Here is a 20,202-nt window from a genome sequence, read left to right as displayed (position 1 = left end):
GATGACATCTTCGGCGGACCAGAAACTTTCGCTTGGTGCCCTCATCGCCCTGGTCGTGGGCTCGATGATCGGCTCGGGCATCTTCGCCCTGCCGGCGGCCTTCGGCCGGACAACCGGCGTGGCCGGCGCCTTGATCGCCTGGAGCATCGCCGGCGCCGGCATGCTGATGCTGGCCTTCGTCTTTCAGACCCTGGCGCAGCGCAAGCCCGACCTCGACGCCGGCATCTATGCCTATGCCAAGGAAGGTTTCGGCGACTATCTCGGCTTCCTGTCGGCGGCCGGCTACTGGATCGGCTGCTGCCTCGCCGACGTCGCCTGCCTGGTGCTGATCAAGGCGACGCTCGGCCAGTTCTTCCCGATCTTCGGCGACGGCACCACGCCGGTCGCCATCTTCGCCGCCTCGCTGCTGCTGTGGGGCGTCCATTTCCTGATCCTGCGCGGCGTCAAGGAGGCGGCGGCCCTCAACACCATCGCGACCGTGGCCAAGATCGTGCCGATCCTGCTGTTCGTCGCGGTCGCCATCGCCGGCTTCGACAGCGGCCTCTTCACCCTCAATTTCTGGGGCACCGGCAGCCTGCCCGACCAGGTGCGCAACTCGATGCTGGTCACCGTCTTCCTGTTCGTCGGCATCGAGGGCGCCAGCGTCTACTCACGCTATGCCAAGGACCGCAAGGATGTCGGCAAGGCGACGGTGCTGGGCTTCCTCTCGGTGCTGAGCCTGCTCGTCCTGGTGACGATGCTGTCCTACGGCGTGATGCCGCGAACCGACCTGGCGGGCCTGCCCACGCCGTCGATGGCCGGCGTCCTGGAAGCTCTCGTCGGACGATGGGGCAGCGTCTTCATCAGCATCGGCCTCATCGTCTCGGTTCTCGGCAACTATCTGTCATGGTCGCTGCTGGCCGCCGAGGTCATCCATTCGGCGGCGCAGCACCGCACCATGCCGTCCTTCCTGGCCGGCGAGAACCGGAACAAGGCGCCAGCAGCGGCGCTGTGGCTCACCAATGCCGTCATCCAGGTCTTCCTGATCCTGACTTGGTTTGCCGACTATGCCTTCACGCTGGCGCTCAAGATGACGAGCGCCATGACGTTGCTGCCGTATCTGTTGGTGGCGGCCTACGGATTGAAACTCGCCTGGAGCGGCGAGACCTATGCCGCGGGCAGTCGCAGCCGCCGCATCGACTGGACGCGCGCCGCGCTGGCCACGCTCTATGCCGCCGGCATGCTCTACGCCGGCGGCGCCAAGTTCCTGCTGCTGTCGGCGCTTCTCTATGCGCCGGGGACGATCCTGTTCGCCCTGGCCCGCCGCGAGCAGGGCGCCGCCGTCTTCACGCGCCTGGAATGGCTTCTGTTCGCAGTCGTCGTCATCGCCGCGGTGCTCGGGCTCTGCGGCCTCGCTGTCGGCGCGATCTCGATCTAGCTTGGCCGGCCCGTGCATGTACTGCCGTCAGGAATTTCCGCATTTCGCGCATTTTGCGCTACCCCCCTTCAGGTGGAGTGCACCCCAAAAGTGAGACAGTAAATTGCGGACAGCTTCGGGCGCTTCCGGAGAGGGTGGACCGCTCAGCGCGCGAGCGGTCCCTCTCGGGATTGGAAAACCGGATCAACGATGCATAGAGCGACAACGAGGTCGGATTCTAGCAAAAACGCCGGTTTTTGTAAATAACTATAGTTCTTAAGACGCAGCCCAGAACGTGTCCGGCTGATAGAGCCCGATATAGCCGCCGGGATCCCAGGCATAGTAGCCCTCCTTCGGCACGTTGCGGACCTTGGGCCCGACCACGACCGGCTGGCGCGCGCCGTTCACCGTGCCGATCGAGAACACCTCGTCGGTGTTGGTCTGCAGGATCTTCTCCCAGGCCCGCCGGCGGCCGTCGTCGTCGGTCGCGTTCTCCCACTCCGCCACATAGTCGAGCAGCCGCCTGGCCGGCTCGAGGTCGCACTTCTCGCCCTGCTTGCCGTTGGTCTCGACGTACACACCCCATTTCGGCCATTGCAGGCCGCCGCGCATCGTCGGGGCGAACTCCCGGGGGCTGGTGTTGAGCGTCGGCACGGCGGTGACAATGCCGGAATAGGCCATCATCAGCGCTTCGCCGGACTGGTTGCGCAGGCGGAAGTTCTCGATCGTCTGCGGCTTCATCAGGATCTTGATGCCGATCTTCCTCCAATGGTCGGCGATCAGCTGCATGACGTCGGCTTCTTCCGTCTGTTCGCGCTGGCTCTCGACGATGATGATGGCCGGACGCCCGTCGGACAGCAGCCGGACGCCGTCGCCACGGCGCTTGGTGAGGCCGATCTCGTCCAAAAGCTTGTTGGCGGCCGCAGGATCGTGCTGCGCCCATGTCGTCGCGTACTCGGGCTTGAACAGCGGGGACCTCGGCATGATCGTATTGTTCGACGGCGTGGCGAGGCCAATGAAGGCGACCTGGTTCAGCTCGTCCCGATCGATGCCCATCGACAGCGCCCGCCGGAAGCGCACGTCGCGGAAAAGCCCGCGCCACAGCGGGTCGTTGGCGTTGAGATTGGGATAGAGCGCGACCTGCGAGCCCGAACCGATCTCCCACAGGCGCACCTCGGCGCCGGAGTCCTTGGCGCTCTTCTTCAGGAAGGTGTAGTCGCGCATGTTGAGATAGCGCGACTGCAGGTCGGATTCGCCGAGCCCGGCCTTGGCCGGGATCAGGTTGGCCGCCGCCATGGTGAAGACGACGCGATCGACATAGGGCAGCTGGCGGCCATTCTCGTCAATGCGATGATAGAAGGGATTGCGCACGAAGACGAAGCGTTGCGCCGGCGGGTTGGTCGTCGCGATCCAGGGATTGAGGCTGGGAAGATCGACGTTGTCGTTGCTGTACATCGCATCGACGCGGCGGAAGATCTGCACCCAGCTCCCGGCCAACGGACCGCCCCTCGCCTGCCGCACGATCTCGGCCGGGTCGGTGTATTTCGCGTGGAACTTCTTGAGATAGTGGGCCGGCCGGAACAGGAAGAGCGGCGCCGCCCGCGCCTGGCTTTCCAGGAAGTAGGGATTGGGCCTCTGCCAGCTGTACCTGATCGTGAGATCGTCGAGAATCTCGACCTTGGGCGGCTTGTCGTCGACCAGAAGCTCGATCGACGGACCGCCAGGCGAGAGATCCTTGTTGTTGGCGACGTCCTCCCAGAAGAAGCGGAAATCCTCGGTGGTGAAGGGATGGCCGTCGGACCACTTGTGGCCGGCCCGCAGCCTGAAGGTGAAGACGCTGCCTTCGCTCGCGTCGTAGCTTTCCAGTATGTCGGGATGGAGCTTGAATTTGTCGTCATAGACGATCAGCCGCGTGTAGCTGTAGATCGTCATCAACGAGGTCTCGCGCATGGCCGATATCAGCATGTCGAGCTGACCGCCCTGCCGGCCGGGACCGTCACCGCCGGCGAATCGCCGCACGATCCGCGGCTGGCTGGGAATGCGCTGGGCAACCGGTGGCAGCGTACCTGCTTTCACCCTGTCGGCAAACAGTGGGGTCTCCTGCATCGCCGGACTCGGATCGGCGGCAAGGACCGGATCGATAAGAAGGCTGGAAAGAACCCCGCCGATGAATAAGCGTCGCTGCACGCTGGCTCCTTGGCCATGCCTCACTGTGCCGGATATAGGTGTTGGCAGCGACGATCGCCAGCGACGGATAATGTTGACTCTACCGGTCGTCTAGTAGTCGACCGGCTCGCGAATGATCGGGCAGGTCATGCAATGGCCGCCGCCGCGGCCGCGACCGAGCTCGGCGCCGACGATGGTGATCACCTCGATGCCGGCCTTGCGCAGCAACGTGTTGGCGTAGGTGTTGCGGTCGTAGGCGAAGACGACGCCGGGCGAGGCGCAGACGAGGTTGGCACCGCTGTCCCACTGGGTGCGCTCGCGCATGTAGTCCGTGCCGCCTGTCTCGACGACGCGCATCTTCTTGACGCCGAGCGCGTCGGCCACCGTTTCGACGAACGGCTTGGCGTCCTTGCGCAACTCGATGCCGCTTGGCGTGTCGGCGGGGCGGTATGAGTAGGCGTGGATGCTGTAGACGATGTCGGGATAGAGCAGCACGCAATCGCGATCGGCGAAGGTGAACACCGTGTCGAGATGCATCGCCGCCCTGAGCTTGGGCATGGCGGCGACGATGACGCGCTCGGCCGCACCCTGCTTGAACAACGCCTGCGCCAGCTGGCTGATGCCTTGGCGCGAGGTGCGCTCGCTCATGCCGATCAGCACGACGCCCTTGCCGATCGGCATGACGTCGCCGCCTTCGATCGTCGCCAGCCCATGGTCGGCCGTCGGATCGCCCCACCACACCTTGACCTTGCCGGCGAAGTCCGGATGGAACTTGTAGATCGCCGCCGCCAGGATGGGCTCCTCGTGGCGCGCCGGCCAGAACAGCGAGTTGATGGTGACGCCGCCATAGATCCAGCAGGTCGTGTCGCGCGTGTAGAGCGTGTTGGGCAGCGGCGGCAGCAGGTACTCGGTGACGCCGGCGGCGTCCTTGACGAGCTTCAGCATCTCGCCGCCGTGGGTCTCGGGAAATTCCTGGGTCGACAGACCGCCGATCAGCGTCTCGGCGAGATCCCTCGGATTGAGGCCATCGAGGTAACTCCTGATCTCGTCGACCAGGCCCAGCCCGACCTGGTTGGGCACAACCTGGTTGTCGATGATCCATTTCCTGGCCTCGGGGATCGCCACCGTCTCGGCCAGCAGACTGTGCATCTCGACGACGTCGACGCCGCGATCGCGCATCTTCTGCACGAAATCGAAGTGATCGCGCTTGGCGTTGTCGACCCACAGCACGTCGTCGAACAGCAGCTGGTCGCAGTTGGACGGCGTCAGCCGCTGATGGGCACGACCGGGCGCGCAGACCATTACCTTGTGCAGCTTGCCGACCTCGGAATGAACGCCGAAAGCCTTCTGCGTCGCCTGTGCCATGATACGCTCCGTTGATCAGATCGTGATGTAGCCAGTGGCCAGCCAATAGATGCCAATGATCGCGCCGATGACGGCGAGGCCGAAAATGATCCAGTCCGACGTCCCGTTGAAAACCGGCCTGCCTTGCTCGCGACGCGCCCAGAAATACAGCGCCGTCCCGGGTGCATAGAGGACCGCCGAGAGCAGGATGAACTTCAGGCCGCCGGCATAGAGCAGGAAGATCGTGTAGGCGGTGGCGACGGCCGCGATGATCAGGTCCCGCCGACGCTCGTCGGGTCGCACATCATAGGTTTCGCCCCGCCTGGTGAGCTGCAGTCCGTAGGCGGCCACGAACAGGAAGGGAATCAGCGACATCGCGCTGGTCAGGTTCAGCATCAGCGCGAAGGCATCGCGTGACCAATAGGTCGTGATGACGATGATCTGAACCACGATGTTGGTCGCCCAAAGGGCCGCCGATGGCACCTTGTTGGCATTCTCGCGCGCGAATACCGAAGGCATGTCCTTGGTCTTGGCCGCGGTGAACAGTACCTCGGCGCAGATCAGCGACCAGGCGAGATAGGCGCCGAGCACCGATATCAGGAGGCCGATGCTGACGAAAACCGCACCCCAGTGACCGACGACCGCCTCGAGCACCTGTGCCATGGAGGGCTGGCGCATGCCGGCGATGTCGGCGCGCTGCAGGACGGCGTAGGGCAGCAGCGTCACCAGGACCATCATCGAGGTGACGACGACGAAGCCCATGATCGTGGCGCGGCCGACGTCGGAGCGTTCCCTGGCAAAGCGCGAGTAGACGCTCGCGCCCTCGATGCCGAGGAAGACGAAGACGGTAACCAGCATGGTGGCGCGCACCTGCTCGAATATGCCGTCGGTCAAGTCGCCGCCATACAGGTTGAAGCGGAACAGATCGAGCTTGAAGGCGAAGATGAGAATGACGATGAACACCAGGATCGGAACCACCTTGGCGACGGTCACGATGCTGTTGATGACGGCGGCCTGCTGGGTGCCGCGCAGGATCATGAAATGGAACAGCCAGATGCCCAGCGAGGCGACGATGATGGCCACAGCGGTGTTGCCGTCGCCGAACACCGGGAAGAACGCGCCCAGTGTCGACTTGATGAGGACCCAGTACGAAACGTTGCCGATGCAGCTACCGATCCAGTAGCCGAAAGCCGACAGGAAGCCGGGATAGTCGCCAAAGCCCGCCTTGGCGTAGGCGAACACGCCGGCATCGAGGTCGGGCTTGCGCTCGGCGAGCGCCTGGAACACGCGCGCCAGCATGTACATGCCGGTGCCGGCGATCAACCAGGCGATGATGGCGCCGATCGGCCCGGTTGCGCCCGCGAAGGTTCGCGGCAGCGAGAAGATGCCGGCACCGACCATTCCGCCCACGACCATCATCGTCAAGGCAAACAGGGAGAGCCTTTGGGTGGATTGCGATGCCATGGCGCCCTCAGCGGATATTTGCGTTGTCACTAGAACCTCCAACCCATCTTCAGGGCGACGCCGACGTGCAATGCGCTGTAGTCGAAGACCGGCACGGTGGACCAGTTCCGCTCGTAGGCTACCTGGAAGTCGAGCGCCGGCCGGCCGACCAGCGTGGCGTTTCGGTCGGATCCGAACCAGGCGCTCGGCAGCACGAATTCGAGCGTCGCGATCGGCTGCAGCAGCCAGTCCTCGTCGGCAGGGCCGCCTTGATAGGATTCAAAGGCGCGGCGCATGAACTCCACGCCGAGGCTCAGATTCCATTGCTCGGAGAAGACGTAGGTGGCTGACGGGATGACGAACAAGGCCCACGACGAGGGCCCGGGGTTGCTGAACCGCCGCTGGAAGAATGTCGTCACGCCGAACGACCAGGTGGTCTCCGCCAAGGTGTCGGCGGCGAAGGGGACCCGCCTGAAGTTTGCGTCAAAATTGAACGTCTTGTTGACCCCGACGCTCAGATCCTGACGTGTCTGCAGCCAGTCCTGATAGAACGGCGTGTAGGACCATCGCGGCGCGTAGACGATGTAGGGCGAGTAGGCCTGATCGTTGGTCGGGTCCACGTACTGCAGCCGGCTCGAGAGGACGATCTTGTCGAAGTCGGCGGACGGCACCTGGGTGAAGCGATCGACCTCGGCACGGGCGTTCGCCGTGAACCGCAACGGCAGGTCGAAGACCGGCGTCGACCACGACAGGCCGACGACGGGGCTGAACTCTGCCGAATTCTTGTCCGTCGGGACGCCGGACGGGCCCGCCGCGGCGTTGGAGTTGTAGGAGATCGGCGCGAGAATATTGAAGGTGAATGCCGACCGCCGCGCCTGCTGCTCGAGGCCGGGCGTGGTCGCGAAGATGTTGTCCTGAGGCGTCACCCCATAGCGGTCCGGTGTGCCGAACATCGCATCGATTCGCGCCTCTTGCGCGTCCGTGTGTTGCGCGGCAAGTCGACCGGCCGTGGCAATCAGCAAGACCGTCGATAGTATCGTCAGCAGCCAAGGCCGGCGGGCTCGGTCGGAACGGAAGTACTGCATCAGCTCCCATCCGTGCAAAGCGGAGTTAATGGCGCTCCTCGTTGCATCCTACGTGCGGCGAAGCACGGTTTCTTTAGCGCCTCGTCCCTGAACTATCCTGAACGTCCCAAAAGCAGCCTTCGCTAGGCTCCGCTAAGACAATCGGCAAAGCACTGAATGCCGTCGGGCGCCGTTTCCTTCAGTGAAACCGACGGCTGCAATCCGGCCACGGAGGCGGCCCGCACATCCCGCGGACTCATGCCGAACTCTCGCCTGAACGCGCGGCTGAAGCTCGAGGCGTCGGAGAAGCACAGAATGTCGGCGATCCTGCCGATCGGCACGGCATGGGAAACGTCGCAAAGCATCGCGAAGCTCTCCGACAGTCTCTGCCGTCGGATGTAGTGGGCCACGCCCCCTTCGCCCTCCAGCAGGCGGTACAGCTGCGATCGCGAAGTCGCCGCCTCATGGCAAAGTTTCTCGGGTCCCAACAACGGCGAGCGCAGATGGGCACGAACTGCGCGGCGCACGCGTTCCATCAGCGTGAAGTCAATCTGGCCCTGCGCGCCCGCCCAGCGTTCTGCCGACGGAGCGAGACATGCACCCACCATCGCTTCAACAGCGGCCGCGATCCGCGGTCCATCCTCGGGCGCAAGATCGCGAAGGTGACTGACAAGAAGCAGCATGTAATCGGCGAGGAGCGCACCCTCGGGCGTGTCCAGCGGCTTGCCTCGCGCCGCATCGAGCAAGGCGGCAACTCCTGCAAAGGCGCTACGCGACAGGTAGAACTGCACACGACTGTAATCGGTCTTGGTGGTCACCATCACGTCCGCCAGCGAAACCACGAAGGGAACACCAGGCTCGAAGGAGACCGATCCGTTGGACGCCTGAAGGGCAACCGTTCCGCGCCGGCAAAGAGTGAGCACCCAGTGATCGACCGGATTGCGCCGAATGAGAGTCTTCGTTCTCGCCGTGAAGATCGCCGGAGCCGTTCCATCGCTTATCGTGAGCCCGCCGAGCGACCAGGTTTCACTACACGCCGAAAAACCTTCGTCCGGTGTCCTAGTCACGGCAGTGTCGAGAAACGAGCTGTACCAGGCATGCCAGGCGGCGAACTGCTCACGCGGCGGCAACGATGCCGTTTCGAATCTCTTAGGAGTCATCGTGTCCTCACAATCGGCTCGAGCGCTAAGCGCCAACAGCGGAGGTCGAAGTCACCTTCAGGAGCGACCATAATACCGTAGGTTGAATATGCAAATACGCAGGACTGGCGAGTCCTTTCCGGTCGGGTGCAACCTGGCCTTCACGCTCAGGCTGTCGAAAGGCCGGCGCGTGAATTGGGACACCGGGAACAATCACGGGATTCCAAGCTGATGTGCGCTTGAGGCCGCCTCGTAGAATGCGTGCATCGCCGAGACCGTCGGAGGTCGCGATGAGCGGAATGCAGAGCGTGACGCTGAGGCTTTCATCACGACGCTCGCTAGCCAGCCTCGACATCGCCGCCTCGACGGGCGGTCCCGAGTTCCGCGATCCCAGGACCGGCGTGACGGAATTGCGCCAGCCGAGTCGCCAGGCGTTGTCACTTCACCGCAAGGAGAGTCACATGAGGACCATCAAGACGTTTCTCATCGTGTCACTCGCCGGGATGATCTCGGCGCAGGTGTCCGCCCAGTCCGCGCCGATCGAGTTCCGGGTCACCCCGACAGATCGCAATCCCACCTCCTGCCAGCAGTGGGACGCCGAACTGTCGCGCGTCCATACCTTCACGCCGACGACGGACGGCGCGACGCTGCGCACGGCCGGCGGCATCACCCGAAACATGACGCAGAACCCGCCAAAGGTGTTCACGACCACACTGACAATCGGAAGCACGAACTTCAACGTGACCGCCGACACATCGAAGCCTCCGGGTACGCTGGACGTGGCCGAACCGAGGACCGGCTGCCGATGGAGCGCCGTCGCCCGCTGATCACTTCCCGGCGAAAGGACCGAAGATGCGCGCAGCAATGACGACGGCCCTGCTTCTGTTCCTGGCGGTAGCAGGGTGCCAGCAGCAGCAGACGACGGCGACCGCCAACCCGCAGGCTCCCAGCCGCGGGGGCTTCAATATCGGTTCGCTCACCTGCAATGTCGCCGGCGGCGTCGGCTTCGTCTTCGGTTCCTCACGGACGCTCAACTGCCTGTTCACCCGCACCGACGGCACGGCCGAGCGCTATGAGGGAACGATCAGGCGCTATGGCGTCGACGTGGGTTTCACCCGCGACAGCACCATCGTGTGGATGGTGTTCGCGCCGGGCAGCGTCGCACCCGGAGCGCTCGGCGGAGAGTATGCCGGCCCGACGGCCCAGGGGACCGTTGGCGTCGGCGTCGGCGCCAACGTGCTGCTCGGGGGCAGCAGTAACCAGATCACCCTGCAGCCCGTAAGCGTCGAAGGCAGCGTCGGCCTCAACGCAGCTGCCGGCGTGGCCGCGATGTCGCTTCGCAAAGTCCCGTAGGACTGATTCGCGAGGGCTGCGAAGCGCCGACGTGCTGCGTGTTGGAGAAGAACGATGGTGTTCTCTGCAGAATCCACATTCGCGAATTTCCTGGCAGACGCCTTTGCGATCTTCGTCTTCATCCTGTGGTTCTGGCTCTTCATAACCACGGCAAGCGATCTGTTCCGACGGCAGGACATTTCCGGCTTCGGCAAGGTCCTGTGGGTCATCCTGCTCATCGTGCTGCCCTATATCGGCATCTTCGCCTACATCCTCACGCAGGGCGGCGGCATGGCGGAGCGCAACCGCTCCCAGGTTCGCCAGGCACGCGACGAACTGCGCCAGGCCGTGGGCTTCAGCGTCGCGGACGAGCTGACCAAGCTCGAACGGCTGATGACGGAGAAGTCGATCTCGAAGGAAGAATATGCGCGCCTGCGAGCGCGAATCCTTCAATAGCCGCCGGCGGGAACGCGATCGTGGCCCGGCCCACTCCCTGGCGAAGCGCGGTCGGCGTGGCGATGTTGGCGCTGTTGCTGACGCCGGCGCTTGCCCTGAGCGGTTGCGAGTGGCGGACCAAGGCCAAGGCCAAGGTCGTGGAGCCCCGTCCCGTCCGCACCGTCACCGCCACGAAGGGCGGCGACGGCGAGACGGTCGTCCTGACCGGCCAGATCAGCGCCGAGAACGAGGCGTCCCTGTCCTTCCGTATCGGCGGCCGCATCATTGAACGACTGGGCAATGTCGGCGACCGCGTCGAGCCCGACCAGGTGCTCGCCAAGCTCGATCCGCAGAACGAGCTGAACGCCCTGCGGTCGGCGCAGGCGGCGCTCTCGGCCGCCGAAGGCCGCCTGACCGAGACGAGCAACGCCTTCGAACGGCAGAAGGTCCTGTTGCCCCAGGGCTTCACGACCCAGGCCTTGTACGACCAGGCCCAGCAGGCCCTGCGCACGGCGCAATCGCAGCTCGACAATGCCGAGGCCCAGCTGCACATCGCCAAGGACCGCGTCAGCTACACCCAGCTCAAGGCAGGGGTCGCAGGGTCGATCACTGCGCGCATGGCGGAGGCAGGCGAAGTCGTCCAGCCGGGACAGACGGTATTTCAGGTCGCCCGGCAGGATGGCCGTGACGCCGTGTTCGACGTGCCCGCGCAGGTGATCCGCTCGGCGCCATCCGATCCCAAGGTCGTGGTGTCGCTGACCGACGATCCGTCCATCACCGCCAGCGGCAGGATCCGGCAGGTGGATCCCCAGGCCGATCCCATCACCCGGACCTTCCGTGTCCGTGTCGGCCTGATCGACCCGCCATCGGCGATGTTCCTCGGCGCGACGGTCAAGGGCCGCATGGAACTCGCAGCGACACCCGGTATCGCGGTCCCGGCAAGCGCGTTGACGCGCATCAACGGGCAGCCAGCGGTCTGGCTCGTCGACCCAAAGGACATGACGGTGTCGCTGCACAACGTGCAGGTGGAGCGTTTCGATCCGGGCAGCGTGCTCCTGTCGCACGGCCTGGACGGCGGCGAGATCGTGGTCACCGCGGGCGTGCAGGCTCTTCATCCCGGCCAGAAGGTTCGCCTGCTCGGAGCCACTCCGTGACCGGCCCCAACCTCTCGGAATGGGCCCTCAGGCACCGGTCGTTCACCGTGTTCCTGATGATCATCGTCACGGCGGCAGGCCTGTCGGCCTACTTCGGGTTGGGACGCAACGAGGATCCGGCCTTCACCTTCAGGACGATGGTGGTGCAGGCCGCATGGCCGGGCGCCACCCTCGACGACACGCTGCAGCAGGTTACCGAACGGCTGGAGCGCAAGCTGCAGGAGACGCGCGGACTGGATTTCCTGCGCAGTTACACGGTGCCTGGCCAAACCACCATCTTCGTCAACCTGAAGGGTTCGACCTCGGCGGCCGAGGTCCCCGATGTCTGGTACCAGGTGCGCAAGAACATCGGCGATATCCGCCACACCTTGCCCGCCGGCGTGCTGGGGCCGGGCTTCAACGACGACTTCGGCGACACGTTCGGGTTGATCTACGGCTTCACCGCCGACGGCTTCACCCATCGCGAATTGCGCGACTATGTCGAGGCCATCCGCTCGCGGCTCCTGAACGTTCCCGACGTCTCGAAGATCGAGATCATCGGCGCCCAGGACGAGCAGATCTTCATCGAGTTCTCGACGCCACAGCTCGCCGGCCTCGGCATCGACCGCGCCGCCCTGATCGCCGCGGTCCAGGCGCAGAACAGCGTCGTTCCCGCCGGCTCCGTCGAGACCAGCAAGGAGACGCTGTCGCTGCAGGTGTCGGGGGCCTTCCGCTCCGAGCAGGACATCCTCAACGTCAGCTTCCTGTCGAACGGGCGGATGATCAGATTGCGCGACATCGCCGAAGTGCGCCGCAGCTACGCCGACCCGCCGCAGCCGATGTTCCGCGTCAACGGCAAGCCCGCCATCGGCCTCGCCCTCGCCATGCGCCCCGGCGGCGACATCCTCGCGCTCGGAAAGAACGTGACGACAGAGATCGACAACGTCCTGGTCGACCTGCCGCTCGGGATCGAGCCGACGCTGGTGTCCGACCAGCCTGCCGTCGTCGACCACGCGATCGGCGAGTTCATGGTCTCGCTGTGGCAGGCCATCGCCATCATCATGGCCGTCAGCATCATCAGCCTGGGCCTGCGGGCCGGCGCCATCGTCGCGGCGTCGATTCCGCTCACGCTCGCCATCACCTTCCCCATCATGCAGGGCTTCGGCATCGACCTGCAGCGCATCTCGCTCGGCGCCCTGATCATTGCGCTGAGCCTGCTGGTCGACAGCGCCATGACGACGGTCGACGTCATGACCACGCGCATCGCCCAGGGCGACAGCACCGAGCAGGCTGCGTCCTTCGCCTACAAGACGCTGGCTTTTCCGATGCTGACCGGGACCTTCGTCACTGCGGCCGGGTTCGTGCCGATCGGCTTCGCGCAAAGCGCGGCGGGCGAATACACCTTCTCGATCTTCGCCGTCGTGACAATCACGCTGTTCGTGTCGTGGTTCGTGGCGGTGCTGTTCGCGCCCCTGCTCGGCGTCGTGCTGCTGAAGCCGCCGACGTCGACGGAACCCGCCAGGCCCAACATCGTCTTGCGCACCTTCCGCGCCCTGCTGGTCGGAGCGATGCGGATGCGCTGGGTCACCATCGGCGTCACGGTCGCGAGCCTGGTTGCCGCGTTCCTCGCCTCGCCGTTCGTGCCGCGCCAGTTCTTTCCGGCCTCCGACCGGCCCGAGCTCGTGGTCGATCTCACCCTGCCGCAGAACGCCTCGATCTACGCCAGTGAGACCGTCGCCGGCCAGCTCGATGCCTTCCTCAAGGCCGATCCCGACGTCGAGCGCTGGAGCACCTATGTCGGCCGCGGCGCGATCCGCTTCTACCTGCCGCTCGACGTCAAGCTGCCCAACGACTTCTTCTCCCAGGCCGTCGTCGTGGCAAAGGATATCGCGGCGCGCGATCGCCTTCAGGCCAAGCTCGAGAAGCTGATGTCCGAGCAGATGCCGAGCGTCGTGGGTCGCGTTTCGCCGCTCGAGTTGGGGCCACCCGTCGGCTGGCCCGTGCAGTACAGGGTGAGCGGCCCCGATCTTTCGCAAGTGCGGTCGATCGCCTTGCGGCTCGCCGAAGTCCTCGGCAGCGATCCCCACATTGCGGAGGTCAGCTTCGACTGGATGGAGCCTGCCCGCCAGGTGCGAGTCACGATCGACCAGGACAAGGCGCGGCTGCTGGGTTTGAGCTCGCGGGCGATCGCCGAGGTCATCAACACTCTGATGGCGGGCACCGCCGTCACGCAGGTCCGTGACGACATCTATCTCGTTCCCGTCATCACGCGCGCCCTCGACGAGCAGCGCAGCTCGCTGTCGACGCTGCGCGCCCTGCAGCTGCCGCTGGCGAATGGCCGCACCGTGCCGCTGAATCAGGTGGCGACATTCGACTTCAAGCAGGAGTACCCGCTGATCTGGCGCCGCCAGAGGGTGCCGACCCTTACCGTGCTGGCCGACGTCCCGCCGGCCGTCTCCCCGGCGGGTGCCGTCGATGCGCTGGCACTGGCGATCGACAAGCTCGCCGGCAGCCTGCCCAAGGACTATCGCATCGCCGTCGGCGGTACCGTCGAGGAAAGTGCGTATTCGCAGGCTTCGGTGTTCGCCAAGGTGCCGCTGATGCTGCTGCTGATGCTGTTCTTCCTGATGGCGCAGCTGCACAGCTTCAGCCGCCTGTTCCTGGTCGTCAGCGTGATCCCGATGGGACTGATCGGCATCGTGTTCACCCTGCTGATCGTCAATAAGCCGCTGGGCTTCGTGGCGATCCTCGGCATCCTTGCCCTGTTCGGCATGATCGCGCGAAACGCCGTGCTGCTGATCGAACAGATCGAGGCCGAGCGGGTCGAGAGGGAGCACGCCTGGGATGCCGTGATCGAGGCCACGCTCTCGCGCTTCCGGCCGATCATGCTGACGGCGATCTCCACCGTGCTCGGGTTCATTCCCATTGCCGCGGATGTGTTCTGGGGACCGATGGCATTCGCCATCATGGGCGGGTTGTTCGTGGCCACCCTGCTCACGCTGATCGTCCTGCCGGCGATGTACGTCGCTCTGTTCCGCATCAGGGAGCCGTCGCACGAGGCCGCGATGGCCGCCGCCGCATGAAGCCGGTCCTGTTCCTTCTGTCGGTCGCTATCGTTGCGGCTCACCAGGCTTCCGCGCAGCCCGGTCGCGAAGCGCGCGACTCCGGCGCCGACGCGCGCACCGACTCGATGTTGGGGACACCCAACAAGGTGACGCCCGTGCCGCAGACCAATCGCTTCTCGACCTCGCCGGGCCTCGAACAGCAGGCGCCCGGAGCGCACGGCAAGCCACCACCGCCATCACCGCCGCCGAGGCCGGGAGAACAGCGATGAACCAGGTCGCTGTCGGTCGGACGGCGTTGTTCTTCGCCCTGTGGCTGATGATCGCCGGCTACCATGTGGCCGATCTGCCGATCGGCCTCGCTACGGCTGTGCTGGCGACATGGGCAAGTCTGCGGCTGCTGCCGCCCAGCCGGCTGCACCTGCGTTGGTGGTCCTTGGCATCGTTCGTCGCGCACTTCCTCGCGCAATCGGTGAGCGCGGGCGTGCAGGTCGCCTGGCTCGCCCTCAGTCCATCGATGAAGCTGCGCCCGGGCTTCGTGGTCTATCGCCCGCGCCTGCACTCAGCCGGCGCACGCAGCGCCTTCTGCGCGCTGTCGAGTCTGCTGCCCGGAACGCTGCCGGCGGGATCCGACGACGATGGTGCGCTGCTGGTCCATTGCCTCGACGTCGACCAGCCCGTTGCCGCGAGCTTCGCCGCGGAAGAAGCCCGGTTCAGCCGGATGATCGGCGATGACTGACTTCCTGCTCGCCGCCGCCGGCTTGATCCTCCTGACGGTAGCCGTCGGCCTGGCCCGCATCCTGCGTGGTCCTGAGAACGTCGATCGCACGATGGCGGCTCAGCTGCTCGGAACCGGCGGCATCGCCACGCTTTTGCTGGTGGCCGCGGCCACCGGTGTGCGCGGCGCCGAGGACGTCGCCCTGGGACTGGCGTTGCTGGCCGCCTTCGCTTCGGTGGCGTTCGTGAACAGCGCCGCGCCCCGGCAGGATGACGACCCATGAGCGCGGCGGACGTCTTCACGGTTGTCGCGGTCTCCGCCGGCGCCTTCTTCTTCCTCGCGGGCAGCGTCGGATTGCTTCGCTTCCCGGATTCGCTCACGCGTCTGCACGCCCTCACCAAGGCCGACAATCTCGGGCTCGGCCTCGTGGTCCTCGGGTTGCTGCCGCAGGCCAGCGGCCTGCTCGGCGGCCTCAAGCTGCTGGGCGTCTGGGTGCTGGTCCAGTTGTCGAGCGCGACGGCGGCGCAGGTCATCGCACAGGCGCTGGGCCGCCGCCGGCCGCCGCCATGACAGTGATCGAGATCCTCGACATCGGCCTCGCCGTCCTCGTGCTTGGCGTCGCGGCGTGGACGATCGCCGCCCGCGAGCTCTTCGCGGCGGCTGTGGGCTATGTCGCGTACGGACTGCTGCTGTCGCTGGTCTGGGTACGCCTGTTCGCCCTGGATGTCGCCCTGACCGAGGCAGCGATCGGCAGCGGCGTGACCGGCGTGCTGCTGATCACCGCCGCGATGCGCCTGCGCGGCACCGATCCACCGCAGGCAAGCGAACAGCTCCGGCCGATGGTGCGCGTCGCCGCAGCAACGCTCTGCATCGCCATCGCCGGGGTCCTTGCAGCCGGCGTCCTGATGATGGCCGATCCCGGCCCGACGCTGGCACCCGACGTGGCACGCCACTTGGGCGAGACGGGTCTCGGCAATCCTGTCACGGCCGTCCTTATGGCGTTTCGCGCCTTCGACACGATGCTCGAGAAGGTCGTGCTGATCCTGGCGGTGATCGGCGTGTGGTCGCTGGCCGCCGATGACGCCTGGGGCAGCGTCGCAGGCCCACGACCGCTGGCGCATCATCAAGGTCCCCTCACCTTCTTCGCGCAATTGTTGCCGCCGGTCGGCATCGTGGTGGCCGTCCACATCGCCTGGGTAGGCGCCAACGAGCCTGGCGGTGCCTTCCAGGGCGGTGCGCTCCTCGCTGCAATGGCAATGATCGTGCTGATGGCGCGGGTCGTTCAGGCACCGGCGGTCGATCGACGCTGGCTGCGCGTCGTGCTGGTCGCAGGACCCGCGATGTTCCTGCTGATCGGCATGATCGGTTTCGCCGTCGCGGCCGGCTTCCTGGCCTATCCCGACGGCATCGCCAAGCCGCTGATCCTGTTCATCGAAGCGTTCATGGTGCTCTCCATCGCCGCGGTGCTGCCTCTGCTGGTCATCGGGCCGCCCAATCGGCCGCAGGCCGGACCACCATGACCGCCGCAACCCTCGCCGGACTGACGGGCGCCGCGCTGGTCGGCCTCGGCGTGTACGGCCTGCTGGTCCTCGCCCATCCGCTGCGCAAGCTGCTGTGCTTCAATCTTCTGGGCAGCGGCGTCTTCCTGATGTTCGGCATCCTGGCACGCAAGGGCGGGGCCGCCGGATTTGCCGCCGATCCGGTGCCGCAGGCGCTGGTCATCACCGGCATCGTGGTCGCTTTCTCGGCCACGGCTCTGGCGGTCGCCTTGCTGCTGCGGCTGTTCGAGACCTCGGGAACGGTGACTCTCAATCCCGACGAGCAAAGGCCTGAATAATGTCAGCAGTGGCGCTGGCGCTGGCCACCAATCCCGGCGGCTACCTGCTGGTGCTGGCGATCGTTCTGCCGGTGGTCGGCATGCTGCTGTCCCTGGTCGCGGGCGGGCGCAACGCCGAGCGGATCGCGCTCGCGCTGATGCCCGCCGGCCTTGGCATCGCCCTCGTGATCGCCTTCGGCGTGTGGCGGGAACAGGCGCCGCTCGTCTACATCCTGGGCGGCTGGGCGCCGCCGCTCGGCATTGCGCTCCGCGCCGACGGCTTCTCCGCGGTGATGCTGGTAACGGCGGCGCTGGTGGTCGCGGCCGCCGGATACTTCGCACGACCTCTCTTTGCGACACCGCCGCAACGTGCCGAAGCCCGCGCACCGCTTGCCTTCTGGACGCTGCTGCAGGGACTCTGGGCGGCGCTCAACATGGTCTTTCTCGGCGGCGACCTGTTCAACCTCTACGTCGCGCTGGAACTCCTCACCTTCGCCGCCGTTCCGCTGGTCTGCCTCGACGGCCGTCCCGAAACGCTGCGCGCGGCGCTGCGCTACCTTCTCTTCGCGTTGATCGGCTCGGTGTTCTATCTGCTGGGCGCGGCCCTGCTCTACGGCTCCTACGGCACGCTCGACATCGTCCTCCTCGCCGAGGGCATTCGCGCCGCGCCCGTCGTCGCGCCGGCCACCTTCGCCGCCGGCGGGTTGATGACAGCCGGCTTGCTCGCCAAGACCGCGCTGTTCCCGCTGCATCTGTGGCTGCCGCCGGCGCACGCCAACGCACCCGCCCCGGCAAGCGCCGTTCTGTCGGCACTGGTCGTCAAGGGATCGTTCTTCCTGGTCGTGCGGTTGTGGTTCGACGTCATGCCAGGCCTCGCCTCGGATGCCGCGATGGGGCTGCTGGGCGCGCTGGGCAGCGGCGCCATCCTGTTCGGCAGCGTGCTTGCCTTGCGGCAGCGGCGATTGAAACTCCTGATCGCCTACTCGACCATCGCCCAGGTCGGCTATCTCTTCCTGATGTTCCCGCTGGCTGCCGGCTCCGAGCCGTGGAACGGCCAGGCCTGGAACGGCGGCGTGATGCAGGCGCTCAGTCACGCCTTTGCCAAGGCATCGATGTTCCTGGCCGCCGGCCTGGTTGCCGAATCGCTGGGCCACGACCGCATCGCCGACCTGCGCGGCATCGGCCACGCCATGCCGATGACCCTGTTCGCCTTCGGCCTCGGCGGATTGTCCCTGATGGGATTGCCACCGAGCGGCGGTTTCACCGCGAAGTGGCTGCTGCTGCAGGCGACCGTCGAAGGCGGTCAGTGGTTCTGGGCGGCGATCGTGCTCTGCGGCGGCCTGCTGGCCGGCGGCTACGTCTATCGCGTGGTGGCGCCGGCGCTCGCCGCCTCGCCCCTCGACGTGAGGGCGAGCCCATCGCGCGGTCGCGAAGGCATCGTGCTTGCCCTGGCGATTGCGGCGCTGCTGCTGGGCTTCGCACCGCCGGGCTTCCTTGGCCTGCTGCAAGTCGGCCGCGCGGCCATCGTGCCATGACCGCGCTGCTCGCCACGGGATTGCTCGCCCCTCTGGTGCTGCTCGCCGCGTGCCTGCGCCCGGCATGGCGCCCCGCGGTCCCGGCGTGGCTGGCCGTGGCGCCGCTGCCCGCATTGGCCGCAGCGCTCATGGCGCTCGAGAACGATCCTGTTGCAGTCGAGCTCCCCTGGCTGCGTCTCGCCTTGGCGCTCGACTTTCCCGGCGCGATCCTGCTCGGCGTCTCGGCGCTGCTGTGGAGCGCTGGCGGTCTTTACGCCGCCGCTTTCCTGAAACGCACCACGGCGACGTTGCGCTTCGTCGTGTGCTGGCTGCTCACGCTCAGCGGCAGCTTGGGCGTGTTCATGGCGGACGATCTCGTCGGTTTCTATCTGCTGTTCGCGTTGGCAAGTCTGCCCGCGTATGGCCTGATCGCACACGACGACGAGCCGACGGCGTGGCGCGCCGGCGCGATCTACACGGCCTTCACCGTCCTGAGCGAGGCGTTCCTGCTGATGGGCTTCGTCCTGCTCGCCGCCGGCGATCCCACCGGCAGCCTCCGGATCGGCGACGTGATGGCAGCGCTGCCGCAATCGCCGTGGCTCAACGGTGCGGTGACACTGACGGCGATCGGCTTCGTCCTCAAGATCGGACTGGTGCCGGTGCACGGCTGGATGCCGCTGGCTTATGCCGCCGCGCCCGTTCCCGCTGCGGCGGTACTGAGCGGTGCCGGCGTGAAGGCCGGCGTCATCGGCTTCCTGCGCTTCCTGCCGTTCGACAGCGCGATGCCCGTGGCCGGCGAACTGCTGGCGGTGCTCGGCTTCTTCTCGGCATTCTACGGCGTGGCCATCGGCCTCCTGCAATCCCGGCCGGCAAGCGTGCTGGCCTATTCCAGCATCAGCCAGATGGGCGTCATCGCGGCCGTGCTGGGCATGGGCCTCGCGGCGGGCAACGACAGCGCCCCGATCGCCGGCTCCCTCTATGCAGCGCATCACGTGCTGGCCAAGGGGGCGCTGTTCCTGGCGATCGGGGTGATCGCCATGACGACGGCGCCTCGCACGGCGCCGACGCTGTTCCTCGCCACCCTGGTGGCGCTCGGCCTCGGTGGATTGCCGTTGACCGGCGGCGCGCTGGCCAAGCTCGCCATCAAGGAGCCGCTGGGCAACGGCCTGGCCGGTACGCTGGCAAACCTCTCGGCCGCCGCCACGACGTTGCTCATGGTGCACTTCCTCGTACGTCTCGCGCGGTCGGCGGCGCATGAGCCACCGACCGTTATTCCACAGGCTTTCCTGCTGTCGTGGCGCCTCGTGGCGCTGGCCGCACTCTTCGTTCCCTGGCTGCTCTACCTCGCAAGCAGCGGAACCGTGCAGGCCGTTCTCGCTCCCGGTGCGTTGTGGGATGCCGCATGGCCGGTCGTCATCGGGGCAGTGCTAGCCCCCGCTTGGGTGCGATGGGGAAGCCACATGCCGCGAATCCCGGCTGGCGACGTCATGGGCACGATCGAGAGGGTGTTTCGCTCCAGCTACGCGATCGGCGTGGCCATGGAGCGCGCGGACCACATGCTTCGACGGTGGCCGGCGGCAGCCTGCTCCCTGGTGGCGATCGCCGTCGTGCTGAGCGCTGCAACGATCTGACGGGAGGCA

19 protein-coding genes are annotated in these 20,202 nt (G+C 66.2%); 14 read left to right on the top strand and 5 right to left on the bottom strand.

The genetic code is table 11. The features are described 5' to 3' along the window. Window position 1 precedes the first annotated feature (1 nt). Window positions 2–1,417, top strand: a complete 1,416-nt coding sequence (locus RSO01_RS26920; protein ID WP_147153278.1) for a basic amino acid/polyamine antiporter — start codon at window positions 2–4, stop codon at window positions 1,415–1,417. A gap of 255 nt (window positions 1,418–1,672) precedes the next feature. Here RSO01_RS26920 and RSO01_RS26915 read toward each other — a convergent pair whose 3' ends face one another. The 5 genes from RSO01_RS26915 to RSO01_RS26895 form a co-directional block, all read right to left on the bottom strand. Continuing rightward, complete coding sequence (locus tag RSO01_RS26915; protein WP_147153276.1) at window positions 1,673–3,583, bottom strand: ABC transporter substrate-binding protein; 1,911 nt, start codon at window positions 3,581–3,583, stop codon at window positions 1,673–1,675. 90 nt (window positions 3,584–3,673) lie between these two features. Beyond that, window positions 3,674–4,927, bottom strand: a complete 1,254-nt coding sequence (arcA, locus tag RSO01_RS26910) for an arginine deiminase (protein WP_170303386.1) — start codon at window positions 4,925–4,927, stop codon at window positions 3,674–3,676. 15 nt (window positions 4,928–4,942) lie between these two features. Continuing rightward, window positions 4,943–6,370, bottom strand: coding sequence for a basic amino acid/polyamine antiporter (locus tag RSO01_RS26905; RefSeq protein WP_147153272.1), 1,428 nt, complete (start codon window positions 6,368–6,370; stop codon window positions 4,943–4,945). A 29-nt stretch (window positions 6,371–6,399) separates the two neighbouring features. Further along, entirely contained in the window at window positions 6,400–7,302 is a 903-nt protein-coding gene (locus RSO01_RS26900) for a hypothetical protein (protein WP_147153270.1), read from the bottom strand. Between the two features lie 254 nt (window positions 7,303–7,556). Next, window positions 7,557–8,573, bottom strand: a complete 1,017-nt coding sequence (locus RSO01_RS26895; RefSeq protein WP_147153268.1) for a helix-turn-helix domain-containing protein — start codon at window positions 8,571–8,573, stop codon at window positions 7,557–7,559. 269 nt (window positions 8,574–8,842) lie between these two features. Here RSO01_RS26895 and RSO01_RS26890 point away from each other — a divergent pair, with 269 nt between their 5' ends. The 13 genes from RSO01_RS26890 to RSO01_RS26830 are packed head-to-tail and all read left to right on the top strand — an operon-like array spanning window position 8,843 to window position 20,193. Beyond that, window positions 8,843–9,379 carry a hypothetical protein gene (locus tag RSO01_RS26890; RefSeq protein ID WP_170303385.1) on the top strand — a complete coding sequence of 179 codons (537 nt, stop codon included), beginning with the start codon at window positions 8,843–8,845 and terminating at the stop codon, window positions 9,377–9,379. A gap of 37 nt (window positions 9,380–9,416) precedes the next feature. Further along, window positions 9,417–9,905 (top strand): DUF992 domain-containing protein, encoded by a 489-nt coding sequence (locus RSO01_RS26885; protein WP_147153265.1) that lies wholly within the window; start codon window positions 9,417–9,419, stop codon window positions 9,903–9,905. Window positions 9,906–9,959: 54 nt separating this feature from the next. Continuing rightward, on the top strand, window positions 9,960–10,340 hold the full coding sequence (locus tag RSO01_RS26880) for a PLDc N-terminal domain-containing protein (protein WP_147153262.1): 381 nt from the start codon (window positions 9,960–9,962) through the stop codon (window positions 10,338–10,340). A gap of 17 nt (window positions 10,341–10,357) precedes the next feature. After that, on the top strand, window positions 10,358–11,473 hold the full coding sequence (locus RSO01_RS26875) for an efflux RND transporter periplasmic adaptor subunit (protein ID WP_373867951.1): 1,116 nt from the start codon (window positions 10,358–10,360) through the stop codon (window positions 11,471–11,473). Beyond that, window positions 11,470–14,535: an efflux RND transporter permease subunit gene (locus tag RSO01_RS26870; protein WP_147153261.1), complete on the top strand. Its 3,066-nt coding sequence runs from the start codon at window positions 11,470–11,472 to the stop codon at window positions 14,533–14,535. The genes RSO01_RS26875 and RSO01_RS26870 overlap by 4 nt, the downstream gene beginning before the upstream one ends. Further along, window positions 14,532–14,786, top strand: coding sequence for a hypothetical protein (locus RSO01_RS26865; protein ID WP_147153259.1), 255 nt, complete (start codon window positions 14,532–14,534; stop codon window positions 14,784–14,786). Before RSO01_RS26870 ends, RSO01_RS26865 begins: the two co-directional genes overlap by 4 nt. Beyond that, entirely contained in the window at window positions 14,783–15,253 is a 471-nt protein-coding gene (locus RSO01_RS26860; RefSeq protein WP_147153257.1) for a Na+/H+ antiporter subunit E, read from the top strand. The genes RSO01_RS26865 and RSO01_RS26860 overlap by 4 nt, the downstream gene beginning before the upstream one ends. After that, the gene (locus tag RSO01_RS26855) at window positions 15,246–15,515 is read left to right on the top strand and encodes an MrpF/PhaF family protein (protein WP_147153255.1); all 270 of its coding nucleotides are present in this window, start codon (window positions 15,246–15,248) and stop codon (window positions 15,513–15,515) included. Before RSO01_RS26860 ends, RSO01_RS26855 begins: the two co-directional genes overlap by 8 nt. After that, on the top strand, window positions 15,512–15,802 hold the full coding sequence (locus RSO01_RS26850; protein WP_147153253.1) for a monovalent cation/H(+) antiporter subunit G: 291 nt from the start codon (window positions 15,512–15,514) through the stop codon (window positions 15,800–15,802). The genes RSO01_RS26855 and RSO01_RS26850 overlap by 4 nt, the downstream gene beginning before the upstream one ends. Beyond that, window positions 15,799–16,752 carry a hydrogenase subunit MbhD domain-containing protein gene (locus tag RSO01_RS26845; protein ID WP_147153251.1) on the top strand — a complete coding sequence of 318 codons (954 nt, stop codon included), beginning with the start codon at window positions 15,799–15,801 and terminating at the stop codon, window positions 16,750–16,752. The genes RSO01_RS26850 and RSO01_RS26845 overlap by 4 nt, the downstream gene beginning before the upstream one ends. Next, a complete protein-coding gene (locus tag RSO01_RS26840; protein WP_147153249.1) occupies window positions 16,749–17,069 on the top strand; it encodes an NADH-quinone oxidoreductase subunit K in 321 nt (106 codons plus the stop codon). Before RSO01_RS26845 ends, RSO01_RS26840 begins: the two co-directional genes overlap by 4 nt. An 8-nt stretch (window positions 17,070–17,077) precedes the next feature. Further along, the gene (locus RSO01_RS26835) at window positions 17,078–18,583 is read left to right on the top strand and encodes a complex I subunit 5 family protein (protein WP_246158838.1); all 1,506 of its coding nucleotides are present in this window, start codon (window positions 17,078–17,080) and stop codon (window positions 18,581–18,583) included. Then, entirely contained in the window at window positions 18,580–20,193 is a 1,614-nt protein-coding gene (locus RSO01_RS26830) for a proton-conducting transporter transmembrane domain-containing protein (protein ID WP_147153245.1), read from the top strand. The genes RSO01_RS26835 and RSO01_RS26830 overlap by 4 nt, the downstream gene beginning before the upstream one ends. The last annotated feature ends 9 nt before the right edge of the window (window positions 20,194–20,202 follow it).

Origin of the sequence: Reyranella soli (genome assembly GCF_007992495.1) — a bacterium.
GTDB lineage: Bacteria > Pseudomonadota > Alphaproteobacteria > Reyranellales > Reyranellaceae > Reyranella > Reyranella soli.
Note: the sequence above shows the minus strand (reverse complement) of the source record. Positions and strands in the feature narration are given on the sequence as shown.

What these genes read in the sequence shown, in the direction of transcription:
- RSO01_RS26920 (WP_147153278.1), top strand. Translation starts at nt 2, where the DNA reads ATGACATCTTCGGCGGACCAGAAACTTTCGCTTGGTGCCCTCATCGCC.
- arcA (WP_170303386.1), bottom strand. Translation starts at nt 4,927, where the DNA reads ATGGCACAGGCGACGCAGAAGGCTTTCGGCGTTCATTCCGAGGTCGGC.
- RSO01_RS26905 (WP_147153272.1), bottom strand. Translation starts at nt 6,370, where the DNA reads ATGGCATCGCAATCCACCCAAAGGCTCTCCCTGTTTGCCTTGACGATG.
- RSO01_RS26900 (WP_147153270.1), bottom strand. Translation starts at nt 7,302, where the DNA reads ATGTTCGGCACACCGGACCGCTATGGGGTGACGCCTCAGGACAACATC.
- RSO01_RS26895 (WP_147153268.1), bottom strand. Translation starts at nt 8,573, where the DNA reads ATGACTCCTAAGAGATTCGAAACGGCATCGTTGCCGCCGCGTGAGCAG.
- RSO01_RS26890 (WP_170303385.1), top strand. Translation starts at nt 8,843, where the DNA reads ATGAGCGGAATGCAGAGCGTGACGCTGAGGCTTTCATCACGACGCTCG.
- RSO01_RS26885 (WP_147153265.1), top strand. Translation starts at nt 9,417, where the DNA reads ATGACGACGGCCCTGCTTCTGTTCCTGGCGGTAGCAGGGTGCCAGCAG.
- RSO01_RS26880 (WP_147153262.1), top strand. Translation starts at nt 9,960, where the DNA reads ATGGTGTTCTCTGCAGAATCCACATTCGCGAATTTCCTGGCAGACGCC.
- RSO01_RS26865 (WP_147153259.1), top strand. Translation starts at nt 14,532, where the DNA reads ATGAAGCCGGTCCTGTTCCTTCTGTCGGTCGCTATCGTTGCGGCTCAC.
- RSO01_RS26860 (WP_147153257.1), top strand. Translation starts at nt 14,783, where the DNA reads ATGAACCAGGTCGCTGTCGGTCGGACGGCGTTGTTCTTCGCCCTGTGG.
- RSO01_RS26855 (WP_147153255.1), top strand. Translation starts at nt 15,246, where the DNA reads ATGACTGACTTCCTGCTCGCCGCCGCCGGCTTGATCCTCCTGACGGTA.
- RSO01_RS26850 (WP_147153253.1), top strand. Translation starts at nt 15,512, where the DNA reads ATGAGCGCGGCGGACGTCTTCACGGTTGTCGCGGTCTCCGCCGGCGCC.
- RSO01_RS26845 (WP_147153251.1), top strand. Translation starts at nt 15,799, where the DNA reads ATGACAGTGATCGAGATCCTCGACATCGGCCTCGCCGTCCTCGTGCTT.
- RSO01_RS26840 (WP_147153249.1), top strand. Translation starts at nt 16,749, where the DNA reads ATGACCGCCGCAACCCTCGCCGGACTGACGGGCGCCGCGCTGGTCGGC.
- RSO01_RS26830 (WP_147153245.1), top strand. Translation starts at nt 18,580, where the DNA reads ATGACCGCGCTGCTCGCCACGGGATTGCTCGCCCCTCTGGTGCTGCTC.